Here is a 13,744-nt window from a genome sequence, read left to right on the forward strand (position 1 = left end):
CGCACCCGTGCAGGTTGCATGCAGTACCCGCAGGACCGTTGTCGTTGTTGTTGTCGTCATTCCCGCGAAGGCGGGAACCGCTCCTGCTTCCGGGGTTGCATCGGGGGTAAAGGCAGGAACGATCCCCGCCTTCGCGGGAATGACGAACGCCTCCGCTTCCCCCGCCACCGCGCGGACAACGTTGCCACCGCTGTGTCCTTCCCGGAATACCGGGGACAGAACCAAAACCGCCTCCCCCTTGGGCCTACGCCGCTGCCATGAATGCCATCGCACCGTCCCTCGCTTCGCCCAGCTCGCGTGATGTGCGCGATGCCCGCAATGACCGGCTGTTCCGCTGGTTCCTGATCGCCACCGTCATCTTCGTGCTGGTCGCCCTGGCCAGCGCCGCGCTGTCCATGCTGTGGGGCGGCCGCCATGCCCTGCAGGAACAGGGCCTGAGCTTCTTCTACTCCGCCGACTGGAATCCGGTGGAGAACAAGTTCGGCGCGCTGGCGCCGATCTACGGCACCATCGTCACCGCGCTGATCGCCATGCTGATCGCCGTGCCGGTGAGCTTCGGCATCGCCTTCTTCCTGACCGAGGTGGCGCCGCGCTGGCTGCGCGGCCCGGTCGGCACCGCCATCGAACTGCTGGCCGGCATCCCGTCGATCATCTACGGCATGTGGGGCCTGTTCGTGCTGGTGCCGGTGATGACCGAGTACGTCACCCCGTTCCTCAACGAGAACCTCGGCGGCCTGCCGGTCATCGGCGCGTTGTTCCAGGGGCCGCCGCTGGGCATCGGCATGCTCACCGCCGGCTTCGTGCTGGCGATCATGGTGATCCCGTTCATCTCCTCGGTGATGCGCGAGGTGTTCCTCACCGTGCCGACCCGCCTGAAGGAGTCGGCCTACGCGCTGGGCTCGACCAAGTGGGAAGTGAGCTGGGACATCGTGCTGCCCTACACCCGCTCGGCGGTGATTGGCGGCGTGTTCCTCGGCTTGGGCCGCGCCCTGGGTGAAACCATGGCCGTGGCCTTCGTGATCGGCAACAGCGTGCGCCTGACCCCGTCGCTGCTGGAGCCGGGCACCACCATCGCCGCGCTGATCGCCAACGACTTCGGCGAAGCCACCGAAACCTACCGCTCGGCGCTGCTGCTGCTCGGCTTCGTGCTGTTCATCGTCACCTTCGTGGTGCTGGCCATCGCCCGACTGATGCTGCTGCGCCTGTCCCGCAAGGAGGGCAACTGATGTCCACCGTCGCTTCCCACAAGGCCGCCGACGCGCTGTACCTGCGTCGTCGCATCACCAACGGCCTGGCCCTGCTGCTGGCCTGCGCCACCGCGCTGTTCGGCCTGTTCTTCCTCGGCTGGATCCTGTGGACGCTGCTGTCCAAGGGCCTGCCGGGCATCAACCTCAACCTGTTCACCAAGATGACGCCGCCGCCGATGCAGGAAGGCGGCCTGCTCAACGCCTTCTTCGGCAGCGCGGTGATGTGCGCGCTGGCCATCGCCATCGGCACGCCGCTGGGCGTGGCCGCCGGCACCTGGCTGGCCGAGTACGGCAATGCGCGCAAGGCCGGCACGGTGGTGCGCTTCGTCAACGACATCCTGCTGTCGGCGCCGTCGATCGTGCTGGGCCTGTTCGTCTACACGCTGTACGTGATGCAGACCGGCGGCCAGTTCTCCGCCTTCGCCGGTGCGCTGTCGCTGGCCTTCATCGTGCTGCCGGTGGTGATCCGCACCACCGACGAAATGCTGCGGCTGGTACCGGTGCAGATGCGCGAAGCCGCGCTGGCGCTGGGCGTGCCGCAGTGGAAGGTGATCATGCAGGTGCTGTACCGCAGCGCCATGGCCGGCATCGTCACCGGCATCCTGCTGGCGCTGGCACGCATCTCCGGCGAGACCGCGCCGCTGCTGTTCACCGCCTTCGGCAACCAGTACTGGAACAGCAACGTGTTCCAGCCGATGGCCTCGGTGCCGGTGGTGATGAACCAGTTCGCCGGCAGCCCGTATGAATCCTGGCAGGTGCTGGCCTGGGCCGGCGCACTGGTCCTGACCGTGTTCGTGCTGCTGGTCAGCCTCTCCGCCCGCGGCCTGCTGCTGCGCAATCGAATTTCAAACGACTGATCCCATGGACCTTCCCATGAACGACCTCAACAACGCCGTGCCCATGCAGCGCATCAACGTGCCTGCCTCCAACCAGGAGCTGCATGCACCGGCGCCGGTGAAGCTGGCCGCACGTGGCCTGGACTTCTACTACGACAAGTTCCATGCGCTCAAGGGCATCAACCTGGAGATCCCCGAAAAGCGCGTGACCGCGCTGATCGGCCCGTCCGGGTGCGGCAAGTCCACCCTGCTGCGCATCTTCAACCGCATCTATGCGCTGTACCCGAAGCTGGAAGCGCGCGGCGAAGTGCTGCTGGACGGCGAGAACATCCTCTCGCCCAAGTACCCGATGAACCGCCTGCGCTCCAAGGTGGGCATGGTGTTCCAGAAGCCGGTGCCGTTCCCGATGACCATCTTCGAGAACGTGGCCTACGGCATCCGCCACCACGAGAAGCTGTCCAAGGCCGAGATGAACGTGCGCGTCGAGCAGGCGCTGCGCCAGGGCGCGCTGTGGGACGAGGTGAAGGACAAGCTCAACCAGAGCGCGCTGGGACTGTCCGGCGGCCAGCAGCAGCGCCTGTGCATCGCCCGCGCCGTGGCCCTGCGCCCGGACGTGCTGCTGCTCGACGAACCGACCTCGGCGCTGGACCCGATCTCCACCAGCCGCATCGAGCAGCTGGTCGAGGAACTGAAGAACGACTACACCATCGCCATCGTCACCCACAACATGCAGCAGGCCGCGCGCGTGTCCGACTACACCGCCTTCATGTACTTGGGTGACCTGATCGAGCATGACCGCACCGAGGTCATCTTCTCCAACCCGTCCAAGCAGCAGACCGAAGACTACATCACCGGTCGGTTCGGCTGAGCCCGGGCAATGGGGAGCCGGCAGGCGGGAGCGCAGTCCTCCCGCCCCCTGCCCCACCGGACTTCAACGCCCCGCCTCCCCATTCCTGTTTCCCCTTTTCCGGCTGACGCCCATGAACAACCCCAACGACCACATCGTGAAGAGCTACGACGAAGAACAGCAGCGCCTGGTAACCGAGATCGTGCGCATGGGCGAGATGTCCGTCGCGCAGCTGGAAGCGGCGCTGGACGTGATCGAACGCCGCGACGAGAAGGCCGCCCAGCGCATCGTCGCCAACGACGAGGCCATCGACCAGCTCGAACAGCAGATCAGCCATGACGTCATGCGCCTGGCGCTGCGCGGCCCGATGGCGCGTGACCTGCGCGAGATTCTGGCCGGCCTGCGCATCCCGGCCGACATCGAACGCATCGGCGACTATGCCGCCAACGTGGCCAAGCGCTCGATCGCGCTGGTGTCGGTGCCGCCGATGCCGCAGATCCAGGGCGTGCGCGCACTGGGCCGCCTGGCCGCCCAGCAGGTCCGCGCCGCGCTGGTGGCCTACCGCGACAACGATGCCGAAGCGGCATTGAAGCTGCGCGAGGAAGACGCCCGCCTGGACGCGCAATACACCGCGCTGTTCCGTGAACTGCTGACCTACATGATGGAAGACCCGCGCAACATCACCCCGTGCACGCACCTGCTGTTCATGGCCAAGAACCTGGAGCGCATCGGCGACCACGCCACCAACATCGCCGAGAACGTCTGGTTCCTCGTGCACGGCGAACAGCCGCTGCCGCCGCGCGAGAAGCGCGACGAAACCAGCACCGTTGACCACGCCTGAGCCTGGCAACGGCCCGCCGGATCCTCGTCCCGGCGGGCCGTTACATGCCGATACAAAGCGATACCGCGGCGGCGGGGAATTTAATTACGCGTTCATGGATTTTTTCCTAGCGTGGTGTTGCACGCGGCATCCCCGCCGCGTCCCCCAGGAAACCACCATGAAGCGCATCTTCGCCACCGCCCTGTCCCTGTCCCTGCTGGCCTCGGCCAGTGCCTTCGCCGGCCCCGCGCAGGACCGCGACCGCCACGACCCGCCGGCACCGTCGCATGCGCAACAGCACCCGGCAGCCGCGTCGTCCAATGGCGCCCGCCATGCCGCCCCGCAGTCGGCCCATCACGCCCCCCGCAAGGGCGAGCGGCTGTCCCAGCACCAGCGTGGAACACGCGTGGCCGACTACGCTCACCATGGCCTGCGCAAGCCCGGAAGGGGCAATGAGTGGCGCCGGATCGACGATCGCTACGTGTTGATCGCCATCGCCACCGGGCTGGTCGTGGACATCGCCAGCGGTCGCTGAACACCGCCCGTACCGCAACCCCGACAGGCCCGAACCGGGCCTGTCGACACATGCGCTACCCGCACGCCCGCCACCGTGCTTGCTAAGCTCCAGCCTCCCCCGCACACCTCTGACACTGGAGCACCACCGCATGGCCATCGATCTCCGCAAGCCTGCTTCCCTCGCCCTGGGTGTCGCGTTGCTCGGGGGCAGCGCCGCCCCGGCCTTCGCCATGACCGACCTGGCCCAGGGCTACGCACTGGCCGCCACCGGCCAGACGCCGCCGGCCGAACAGAAACCGGCCACGCCGCCGCCGACCGGCACCACCGACGCACCGGCCAAGCATGCCGAGGGCAAGTGCGGCGAAGGCAAGTGTGGCGGCAGCCACGCCGGCGCCGCTGCGACCGCCACCCCGGCACCGGCCGCTGCCCCCGCACCGGCCAAGGCCGGTGACGACACGGCTGCCGACAGCGCCAAGACCCACGCCGAAGGCAAGTGTGGCGAGGGCAAGTGTGGCGGCAACCACTGACCGCCTCCCCGGCAACCTGCGCGCGCCGGCAGCGGCCAGCGCAGGACTGGGCCTGCGGCGGTCACTGCTGGATGCACTGGCCGCCGCGCCGGCAGGCGCGTTCGATTTCCTCGAATGCGCCCCGGACAACTGGGTGGGCGTCGGCGGCCGGCTGGGCGAGGCACTGGCCGAGCTGTCGCGGCGTCACCCCCTGACCTGCCATGGGCTGTCCCTGTCGCTCGGCGGCCCAAGCCCGCTGGACGTGGCATTCCTGCAGCGCACCCGTCGCTTCCTCGACCAGCATCAGGTCGCGCTGTACAGCGAACACCTGAGCTGGTGCAGCGACGACGGCCACCTGTACGAGCTGCTGCCACTGCCGTTCACCGCCGAGGCCGTGCGCCACGTGGCGGCCCGCATCCGCCAGGCGCAGGACATCCTGGGCCGCCGCATCGCCGTGGAGAACGCCTCCTACTACGCCGTGCCGGCCGCCGACATGGACGAAGCCGGCTTCATCAACGCCGTGCTGGAGGAGGCCGACTGCGACCTGCTGCTGGACGTCAACAACGTCTACGTCAACGCCATCAACCATGGCTACGACGCGCACGCCTTCCTCGCCCGCCTGCCGTCGGCACGCATCGCCAGCTATCACGTCGCCGGCCACCATGACGAAGCCGACGACCTGAAGATCGACACCCACGGCATGCCGGTCAAGCACGATGTCTGGCAGTTGCTGGCGGCCAGCCATGCCCTGCACGGGGTCCGCCCGACGCTGCTGGAGCGTGATTTCAATTTCCCGCCCCTGCCCGAGCTGCTCGACGAGCTGCAGGTCATCCGCCGGTTGCAGCAGGCCGCCGCGACGGAGCACGCGCATGGCTGAAATCCTGGCGCAACTGCAGCAGCGCTTCGCCGCCCACCTGCGCGACCCGGAACGGCAGCCGGCGCCCGATGCCATCGCCGGGCGGCGCATGCAGGTGTATCGCGAGCTGTATTTCAACAACCTGCAATCGTTGCTGGCGGCCAACTTCCCGGTCATCCGCCGCACCCTGGACGATGCCCAGTGGTTGCCGCTGGTCCGCGCCTTCTGTCGCGACCATCGCGCCCACACGCCCTTGTTCACCGAGATCGCGCAGGAGTTCATCCTGTTCCTCGACCAGCGGCCAGCGGACCCGCGCTACCCCTGGCTGCTGGAACTGGCCCACTACGAGTGGATCGAACTGGCACTGCAGATCAGCGACGCCGCCCTGCCCGCCCACGACCCGCAGGGCGACCTGCTGGACGCCGCGCCGCTGTGCTCCCCCTGGTGCCGGGCCCTGGCCTACCAATGGCCGGTGCATCGCATTGGCCCGGCGTGGCAACCGATGCAGCCCCCCGCCGAGCCGACCCTGCTATTGGCACGGCGCGGCGTCGATGGCAGCGCGGCGTTCTCCACCGTCTCGCCGCTGCTGTTCCGCCTGCTGGAGCGGCTGGAGCAGTTCCCCGGACACAGCGGCCGCATGCATCTGCAGGCGCTGGCCGAGGAAGCCGGCGTCGTCGCCGACCCCGCCTTCCTCGCCAATGGCGCTGCGATGCTGCAGCAGCTGCGCGAGCGCGCCTGCATCCTGGGCACCGCCCGGTAGGCGCGCCTGCAGGCGCGAAACCCGCCTATCACCGGCCGTTCTTACGCGCTCTGCTACCCTATTGTGATGAACGAACACGTTGAATCGCCCGTCCCGCGCCCCGTTTTCACGCCCATGGCGCAACGCTTCCGTGGTTTCCTGCCGGTGGTCGTGGACGTGGAGACCGGTGGCTTTGACTGCAACCGGCATGCACTGCTGGAGATCGCCGCGGTACCGGTGGAGATGGACGAAAACGGTTTGCTGTATCCCGGGCAGACTGCCAGCGCCCACGTCATCCCGGCCGAAGGCACCGAAATCGACCCCAAGTCGCTGGAAATCACCGGCATCGTGCTGGACCACCCGTTCCGCCTGGCCAAGCCCGAACGCGACGCGCTGGAGCATGTGTTCGCCCCGGTGCGCGCGGCCATGAAGAAGTACAACTGCCAGCGCGCGATCCTGGTCGGCCACAACGCCCATTTCGACCTGGGCTTCATCAACGCCACCGTGGCCCGCAGCGGCCACAAGCGCAATCCGTTCCATCCGTTCAGCGTGTTCGACACGGTGACCCTGTCCGGCATGGCCTACGGCCAGACCGTGCTGGCCCGCGCGGTGCAGGCGGCCGGCTTCGAATGGGATGCCAACGAGGCGCACAGCGCGGTCTACGACACCGAACAAACCGCACGGCTGTTCTGCAAGATCGTCAACGCCTGGCCCACCCCGCTGGGCCGCTGAGCGGCCCGCCGCCCTCGTGGCTCAGGCCGCGCAGGTACGCGCGCGCCCGTCCTGCTTGGCCTGCGCCAAGGCGTTCTTGGCACGCTGGTAGAACAGCACCGGGGCCTGGTCGGCATCGCCCATCTGCACCGCACCGGCACTGAAGGTCACGGCAATCTCGCCTTCACCGCGGCCACCCCATTCGCCGTACTGGCCAAACAGGCGCTGCAGGCGCTGGCAGACCATCTCGGCATCGGCCAGGGTGGTGTCGCCCAGCAGGATCGCGAACTCCTTGTTGCCCAGCCGCGCCGGCATGTCCGAGGCACGCAGGCTGCGCCGCAGCAGTTCGCCCACCTCGCACAGCACCAGGTCACCGACGGCACGCGACCAGGCCGCGTTGATCTGCTTGAGGTGGTCGATGCTCAGCACCACCAGGCACAACGGTCGTTCGCTGCGGCGCGAGGCGGCCATCTGCCGCGACAGCGCATCATCGAAGGCACGCCGGTTGGGCAGGCCGCTGAGGTCGTCCTCGTGCGCCAGCCGCGCGAACGACTCGGCCTGCTGCTGCATCTGCAGCTCCAGCTCAGCCACGGCCTGCTCGGCCGCGGCCAGCCGCTCGGCGGCCTGGCGCCCGTCGCGGGCCTGCCGTTCGGCATCCTGCATCAACCTGGCCAGTTGCATGCGCTGCTGGCCAAGCCGGTAACCGCACCACAGCAGTGCCGCCATCAGCAGCGCGCCGACGCCGGCCAGCACCGGTACCGTGGCCACCGCCAACGGCGGTGCCGGCGGCGCGCCAGCCGCCTGCGCGAACATCGGCAACACCAGCAAGGCCGGCGCAGCCAACACGGCCTTCCGGCGCTGTCTGCGCGTGCGCTTGCCACACCTGTCAACCGCCCCCGGCGTACCTGCCAGAACCGTATCCCTTGCCATCGATCTGCATCCCCGGATAGTGCGGCGATACTAGCAAAGACACCGGCCCAGCCAGGCGACCTCCTTCACAGCCCGGCGCTGCAGATGCCCGCCCCGCTCAACCGCGCTGACCGGTCTCCCACTGCGGCTGCTCCCACCGCACCACCGCCTCCAGGCCGCCTTCAGGGTGGTTGCGCAGCACCAGCGTGGCACCGTCCTTCTCGGCCAGCGCGCGGGCGATGGTCAGGCCCAGCCCGGCACCGCCGGTCTCGCGCGAACGCGAGGTCTCCAGGCGCAGGAATGGCGTGAACACCGCCTCCAACTCGTCGCTGGCCAGGCCGGGCCCATGGTCACGGATCACCACCTGCACCGCATCGCCCTGCCGGCTCGCATGCACCTGCACGCCACGCCCGTACTTGACCGCGTTGTCGACCAGGTTGGAGAACAGCCGGCGCATGGCCAGCGGGCGCAGCATCAGCACGGCACCGCAGTTCTGCTCCAGCGTGGCGTCATGCCCAGCCTCGGCGGCATCCTCGACCACGCTCTCCAGCAACGAGTCCAGGTCCAGCGCGGCACGCTGCTCGGCGCTTTCGGCGCTGCGTGCCAGCTCTAGGCCCTCGCGGATCAGCGCCTGCATCGCGGCCAGGTCACCGATCAGGCGCTCACGTAGTTGTTCGTCGGCGACGTTCTCCAGGCGCAACCGCAACCGGGTCACCGGTGTCTGCAGGTCGTGCGTGATCGCCGCCAGCATCTGCGTGCGTTCACCGAGGTGGCGCTGCAGCCGCTTCTGCATGGCGTTGAAGGCTTCGGCGGCACGCCGCACTTCCAGCGGACCGCTCACCGGCAACGGATCGCGTTGCAGGTCCTGCCCCAGCCCGGCGGCGTGCGCGGCCAGGCGTTCCAGCGGGGTACTGGCCATGCGCGCGACCACGTAGGCCAGCACCGCGATGGCCAGCCCCAGCAACGACAGGAACCACGGATCGAACGCCGCCGCGGGGCTGCGCGCGATGGCCGGGTACTCCAGCGCCAGCCGCACCGGGGTGCCGTCGCTCAGCTTCAGTTCGACCAGGCGACAGCGCGGCGGCGTGAACGCCGGGTCATGCACATGGCGACGGCGCTCGCCTTCCCGGCGCCCCGGCGGCGGGGCCGGTGGCCGCATGAACTGCGGCAGCGGCACCATGCAGGCGCGGAAGCTGGTGGCGCGCACCTGCGCACCGGCCACCACGCCACCGCGCTGCGCCAGGGTCTCCATCAGCGCCGTGTCCGGCGCGCCCGTACGGAACGTGTCCTTGACCACCCGCACGCTCGGCCCACCCACCGCCAGCAGGCGGGCGCGCAGCTCCGGGTTGCCATCGAGCAGGTTGACGAAGCCCTGCAGGCGGTCGGCGATGCGCGCCAGGTTCTGCCGTTCGAACTCCTGCTGGCGGCGGGACTCGGCCAGCAGCGTGGCACCGATCGCCGCGATCATCATGCCGACCAGCAGGATCACGAACAGGCGTCCCGTCATCGAGGACAGGAACCGGCGCAGGCGCTTCATTCCAGCGTCACCGCGCTGGCGAACACGTAACCCTCGTTGCGCACCGTCTTGACCAGGCCATCGCTGCCGCCAGCATCGCCCAGCTTCTGGCGCAGGCGACTGACCTGCAGGTCGATCGCGCGATCCTGCGACTCGTAGTTGCGGCCGGTGCTCAAGGCCACCAGTTGTTCGCGCGAGAGCACCTTGTTGGCATGCGCGACGAATACCCGCAGCAGCCGGAACTCGGCGCCGGACAGCATCACCACGCGCCCGGCCGGGTCGACCAGGTGGCGATGCTCCAGGTCGAACACCCAGCCGGAAAATCCCGCCCGGCGCATCGCCAGCGGCTCCAGGTTGGCCGGCAGCGCCTCGGTCCGCCGCAGCACGTTGCGGATGCGCGCCAGCAGCTCACGCGGCTCGAACGGCTTGGCCAGGTAATCGTCGGCCCCCATCTCCAGGCCCAGCACGCGGTCGATCGGCTCGCTGCGCGCGGTCAGCATGATCACCGGCGTGGCCGAACGCGCGCGGATCTCGCGGCACAACGCCAGCCCGTCCTCGCGCGGCAGGTTCAGGTCGAGCACGATCAGGTCGATGTGCTCGCGCGCCAGCACCTGGCGCATCTGGCCGCCATCGCCGGCCGTGCTCACGGTGTAACCGGCCCGTCCCAGCTGTTCGGCCAGCAGGCTGCGGATGTCGCTGTCGTCGTCTACCACCAGGAGGCGGTGCATGGTCTGTACTTCCGTCATGGCGCCATGATCCATGCTAGCGGATCAACGTGCGCGGGCGCGCCTGTATCGGCATGTATCGATCGTCGCGGCCGATACACACCGTTACACAGCGTGCCGGACCGGACACAGAACGATACAACCCGTGCATTGAGGCGGCATCTTCCGCTGGCGACACTGGCACTGTCGCCGCGTCCTGCGGCCCGCCATGAGTGTCCGATCATCGTGAAGCTGCTGCCCTCCTCCCGCCGCAACCGCCTGCTGCTTGCCGCCGCCATCATCGTCCTGGCCGGCGCGGCCGCCGCCTGGGCGCTGCGCAAGCCCGCCGCGCCGTCACTGGCCACCTCGCCCGTCACCCGCGGCGACCTGGAGCAGACGGTCGATGCCACCGGCGTGATCGATGCCTACAAGCTGGTCAGCGTCGGTGCGCAGGTGTCCGGCCAGATCAAGTCGCTGAAGGTGCAGCTGGGTGACGTGGTCAAGCAGGGCGACCTGATCGCCGAGATCGACTCGGTCACCCAGCAGAACAGCCTGAGGAACGCACAGGCCGCGCTGGAGAACATCCGCGCCCAGCGCGCGGTGCAGACCGCCTCGCTGAAGGAATCGGAGCTGGCCTTCGCCCGCCAGAAGGAAATGCTGGCCGCCGAGGCCACTTCGCGCGCCGACTACGAGGCCGCCGAGGCCAACCTCGCCAGCACCCGTGCGCAGATCCGTGCGCTGGACGCGCAGATCATGCAACGCGAAACCGAACTGAGCACCGCCCAGGCCAACCTGGGCTATACCCGCATCATCGCGCCGATCGACGGCACCGTGGTGGCGGTGGTCGCCGAGGAAGGCCGCACCGTCAACGCCAACCAGTCCGCGCCGACCATCGTCAAGCTGGCCCGCCTGGACCTGGTCACGGTCAATGCCGAGATCTCCGAGGCCGACGTGGTCAAGGTCAAGCCGGACATGCCGGTGTACTTCACCATCCTCGGCAAGCCCGACCACAAGTACGAGGCCAGGCTGCGCACGGTCAATCCGGCGCCTGCCTCGATCAGTACCGACAGCACCACCTCCAGCAGTTCGTCCTCCTCCAGTTCCAGCACGGCGGTGTACTACAACGCGTTGTTCGACGTGGAGAACCCGGACGGCACGCTGCGCATCGACATGACCGCGCAGGTTTCAGTACTGCTGGCGCAGGCCAGCGATGCGCTGCTGATCCCCACCGTCGCACTCGGCCCCAAGGTGCCCGAAGGCGGCCCGGCAGGCACGGGCGCGCAGCGCGAGCCGCGCAGCCTCGGCGAGGCCCAGCGCCAGCAACGCCAGGCGCGGGCGCGGCCGGATGCCGCCGCACTGGCCAACAGCAACAGCTACATCGTGCGGGTGCTTGGCAAGGACGGCCAGCCGGCGCCACGCCGCATCAAGGTCGGCCTGAACAACGGCTCCAGCGTGCAGGTGCTCGAAGGGCTGGAAGAAGGCGAGCAGGTGGTGGTGGGCGAAGTCACCGATGCCGAGAAGGCCAGCGCACGAGGCAATACCCGGGGACCGATGAGTCCGATGATGGGCGGGCCGCGTCGATGAGCCAGCCGCTGCTGCAGCTGCGCGAGCTGCGTCGCGAGTTCCCGGCCGGCGAGGAAACCATCGCCGTGCTCAAGGACGTCAACCTGGACATCCATGCCGGCGAGATGGTCGCCATCGTCGGCCAGTCCGGCTCGGGCAAGTCCACGCTGATGAACATCCTCGGCTGCCTGGACCGTCCCACCGTGGGCTCGTACAGGGTCGCCGGGCGCGAGACCGGGCGCATGCAACCGGACGAGCTGGCGCAGCTGCGCCGCGAGCACTTCGGTTTCATCTTCCAGCGTTACCACCTGCTCGGCGACCTGGACGCACGTGGCAACGTCGAGGTGCCCGCCATCTACGCCGGTACGCCGGCGCAGGCCCGTCGCAGTCGCGCCGAGGCACTGCTGGCACGGCTGGGCCTGTCCGACCGCATGGGCCACACACCGGGCCAGTTGTCCGGTGGCCAGCAGCAACGCGTGTCGATCGCGCGTGCACTGATGAACGGCGGCGAGGTGATCCTGGCCGACGAACCCACCGGTGCGCTGGACAGCGCCTCCGGCGAGGAGGTGATGAAGATCCTCGGCGAGCTGCATGCCGAGGGCCACACCATCATCATCGTCACCCACGACATGCACGTGGCCGAGCACGCCCAGCGCATCATCGAGATCCGCGATGGCGTGATCATCGACGACCGCCGCAACGACGCCGCGCCACGGTTCCCGGCCCAGCAGCGCGCCACGCCGGTGAAGACCGGCGGCAGCGCCTTCCAGGCCGCGCGCGACCGCTTCCTGGAAGCCTTCCGCATGGCCTTGCTGGCCATGAACGCGCACCGCCTGCGCACCTTCCTGACCATGCTGGGCATCATCATCGGCATCGCCTCGGTGGTTTCGGTGGTGGCGATGGGCAATGGCTCGCAGCAGGAGATCCTGAAGAGCATCTCGGCGCTGGGCACCAATACCATCGACGTCTACCCCGGCAAGGGCTTCGGCGACATGCGCTCGGCGCGGGTGCAGACCCTCAAGTCCAGCGACGCCGACGTCCTGGCCCAGCAGAGCTACATCGACAGCGCCACGCCCAGCGTCTCCAGCTCGGTGACCGCCCGCGTCGGCAACAAGGCGGCCTCGGCGCAGGTCAGCGGCATCGGCGAGCAGTACTTCCGGGTCAAGGGCATGACGCTGGTGTCTGGGCGCTACTTCGATGAAAGCGAGGTCAAGGGCCTGGCGCAGGTGGTGGTGATCGACGAGAACACCCGCACCCAGCTGTTCGGCAGCGACGACCCGCTGGGCAAGGTGGTGTTGCTGGGCAACGTGCCGGCACGCGTGATCGGCATCGCCAAGCGCCAGTCGATGGGCTTCGGCGGCAGCACCAACCTGAGCGTGTGGGTGCCCTACACCACGGTGATGGCGCGCATGCTCGGGCAAAGCTACCTGAGCAGCATCACGCTGCGGGTCAAGGACGACACCCCGATGGATGCGGCGCAATCGGCCATCACCCGGCTGTTGACCCTGCGCCACGGCACCGAGGACTTCTTCCTCAGCAACACCGCCGAGATCCGCGAGACCATCGCGTCCACGACCCGGACCATGACGCTGCTGATCGGCGCCATCGCCGCCATCGCACTGGTGGTGGGCGGCATCGGCGTGATGAACATCATGCTGGTGTCGGTGACCGAGCGTACCCGCGAGATCGGCGTGCGCATGGCCGTGGGCGCGCGCCAGAGCGACATCCGCCAACAGTTCCTGATCGAGGCGGTGCTGGTGTGCCTGCTCGGCGGCATCCTCGGCATCGTGCTGGCGCTGGCCATCGGCTGGGCGTTCCGCACCTTCGGCGCCAGCTTCACCCTGCTGTTCTCCACCGGCTCGATCGTCGCCGCCTTCGCCTGCTCGACCCTGATCGGCGTGGCGTTCGGTTTCCTGCCGGCCCGCAATGCCGCCCAGCTGGACCCGGTGGAGGCATTGGCCCGCGAATGAAGAT

At 68.6% G+C, this 13,744-nt stretch carries 14 protein-coding genes; 11 read left to right on the forward strand and 3 right to left on the reverse strand.

The window, feature by feature from the left end; genetic code table 11:
* The first annotated feature begins 257 nt into the window (after positions 1-257).
* The 9 genes from pstC to rnt all read left to right on the forward strand — a co-directional run bounded on the left by pstC (position 258) and on the right by rnt (position 7,099).
* On the forward strand, positions 258-1,226 hold the full coding sequence (gene pstC / locus AC06FE_RS02325) for a phosphate ABC transporter permease subunit PstC (protein ID WP_132862640.1): 969 nt from the start codon (positions 258-260) through the stop codon (positions 1,224-1,226).
* Positions 1,226-2,104: a phosphate ABC transporter permease PstA gene (gene pstA, locus AC06FE_RS02330; RefSeq protein WP_478072131.1), complete on the forward strand. Its 879-nt coding sequence runs from the start codon at positions 1,226-1,228 to the stop codon at positions 2,102-2,104. Before pstC ends, pstA begins: the two co-directional genes overlap by 1 nt.
* A 16-nt stretch (positions 2,105-2,120) precedes the next feature.
* The gene (gene pstB / locus AC06FE_RS02335; RefSeq protein WP_132862638.1) at positions 2,121-2,951 is read left to right on the forward strand and encodes a phosphate ABC transporter ATP-binding protein PstB; all 831 of its coding nucleotides are present in this window, start codon (positions 2,121-2,123) and stop codon (positions 2,949-2,951) included.
* 112 nt (positions 2,952-3,063) lie between these two features.
* Entirely contained in the window at positions 3,064-3,771 is a 708-nt protein-coding gene (gene phoU / locus AC06FE_RS02340) for a phosphate signaling complex protein PhoU (RefSeq protein WP_132862637.1), read from the forward strand.
* Between the two features lie 157 nt (positions 3,772-3,928).
* Positions 3,929-4,285 (forward strand): RcnB family protein, encoded by a 357-nt coding sequence (locus AC06FE_RS02345; protein WP_192288002.1) that lies wholly within the window; start codon positions 3,929-3,931, stop codon positions 4,283-4,285.
* Positions 4,286-4,415: 130 nt separating this feature from the next.
* A complete protein-coding gene (locus AC06FE_RS02350; RefSeq protein ID WP_478072132.1) occupies positions 4,416-4,793 on the forward strand; it encodes an HvfA family oxazolone/thioamide-modified RiPP metallophore in 378 nt (125 codons plus the stop codon).
* The gene (locus AC06FE_RS02355; RefSeq protein ID WP_478072133.1) at positions 4,777-5,649 is read left to right on the forward strand and encodes an HvfB family MNIO-type RiPP peptide maturase; all 873 of its coding nucleotides are present in this window, start codon (positions 4,777-4,779) and stop codon (positions 5,647-5,649) included. The genes AC06FE_RS02350 and AC06FE_RS02355 overlap by 17 nt, the downstream gene beginning before the upstream one ends.
* Positions 5,642-6,388 (forward strand): HvfC family RiPP maturation protein, encoded by a 747-nt coding sequence (locus tag AC06FE_RS02360; RefSeq protein WP_478072134.1) that lies wholly within the window; start codon positions 5,642-5,644, stop codon positions 6,386-6,388. The genes AC06FE_RS02355 and AC06FE_RS02360 overlap by 8 nt, the downstream gene beginning before the upstream one ends.
* Before the next feature lie 66 nt (positions 6,389-6,454).
* Entirely contained in the window at positions 6,455-7,099 is a 645-nt protein-coding gene (gene rnt, locus AC06FE_RS02365; protein WP_478072135.1) for a ribonuclease T, read from the forward strand.
* A gap of 21 nt (positions 7,100-7,120) precedes the next feature.
* Here rnt and AC06FE_RS02370 read toward each other — a convergent pair whose 3' ends face one another.
* The 3 genes from AC06FE_RS02370 to AC06FE_RS02380 all read right to left on the reverse strand — a co-directional run bounded on the left by AC06FE_RS02370 (position 7,121) and on the right by AC06FE_RS02380 (position 10,231).
* Positions 7,121-7,924, reverse strand: a complete 804-nt coding sequence (locus AC06FE_RS02370) for a GGDEF domain-containing protein (RefSeq protein WP_478072136.1) — start codon at positions 7,922-7,924, stop codon at positions 7,121-7,123.
* A gap of 181 nt (positions 7,925-8,105) precedes the next feature.
* Positions 8,106-9,524: an ATP-binding protein gene (locus AC06FE_RS02375; RefSeq protein ID WP_478072137.1), complete on the reverse strand. Its 1,419-nt coding sequence runs from the start codon at positions 9,522-9,524 to the stop codon at positions 8,106-8,108.
* The gene (locus tag AC06FE_RS02380; protein WP_132866042.1) at positions 9,521-10,231 is read right to left on the reverse strand and encodes a response regulator; all 711 of its coding nucleotides are present in this window, start codon (positions 10,229-10,231) and stop codon (positions 9,521-9,523) included. The genes AC06FE_RS02375 and AC06FE_RS02380 overlap by 4 nt, the downstream gene beginning before the upstream one ends.
* 216 nt (positions 10,232-10,447) lie before the next feature.
* Here AC06FE_RS02380 and AC06FE_RS02385 point away from each other — a divergent pair, with 216 nt between their 5' ends.
* Entirely contained in the window at positions 10,448-11,791 is a 1,344-nt protein-coding gene (locus tag AC06FE_RS02385) for an efflux RND transporter periplasmic adaptor subunit (RefSeq protein WP_478072361.1), read from the forward strand.
* Positions 11,788-13,740 carry a MacB family efflux pump subunit gene (locus AC06FE_RS02390; RefSeq protein ID WP_478072138.1) on the forward strand — a complete coding sequence of 651 codons (1,953 nt, stop codon included), beginning with the start codon at positions 11,788-11,790 and terminating at the stop codon, positions 13,738-13,740. The genes AC06FE_RS02385 and AC06FE_RS02390 overlap by 4 nt, the downstream gene beginning before the upstream one ends.
* Positions 13,741-13,744 lie beyond the last annotated feature (4 nt).

Source organism: Stenotrophomonas sp. Steno-C18, assembly GCF_056393195.1.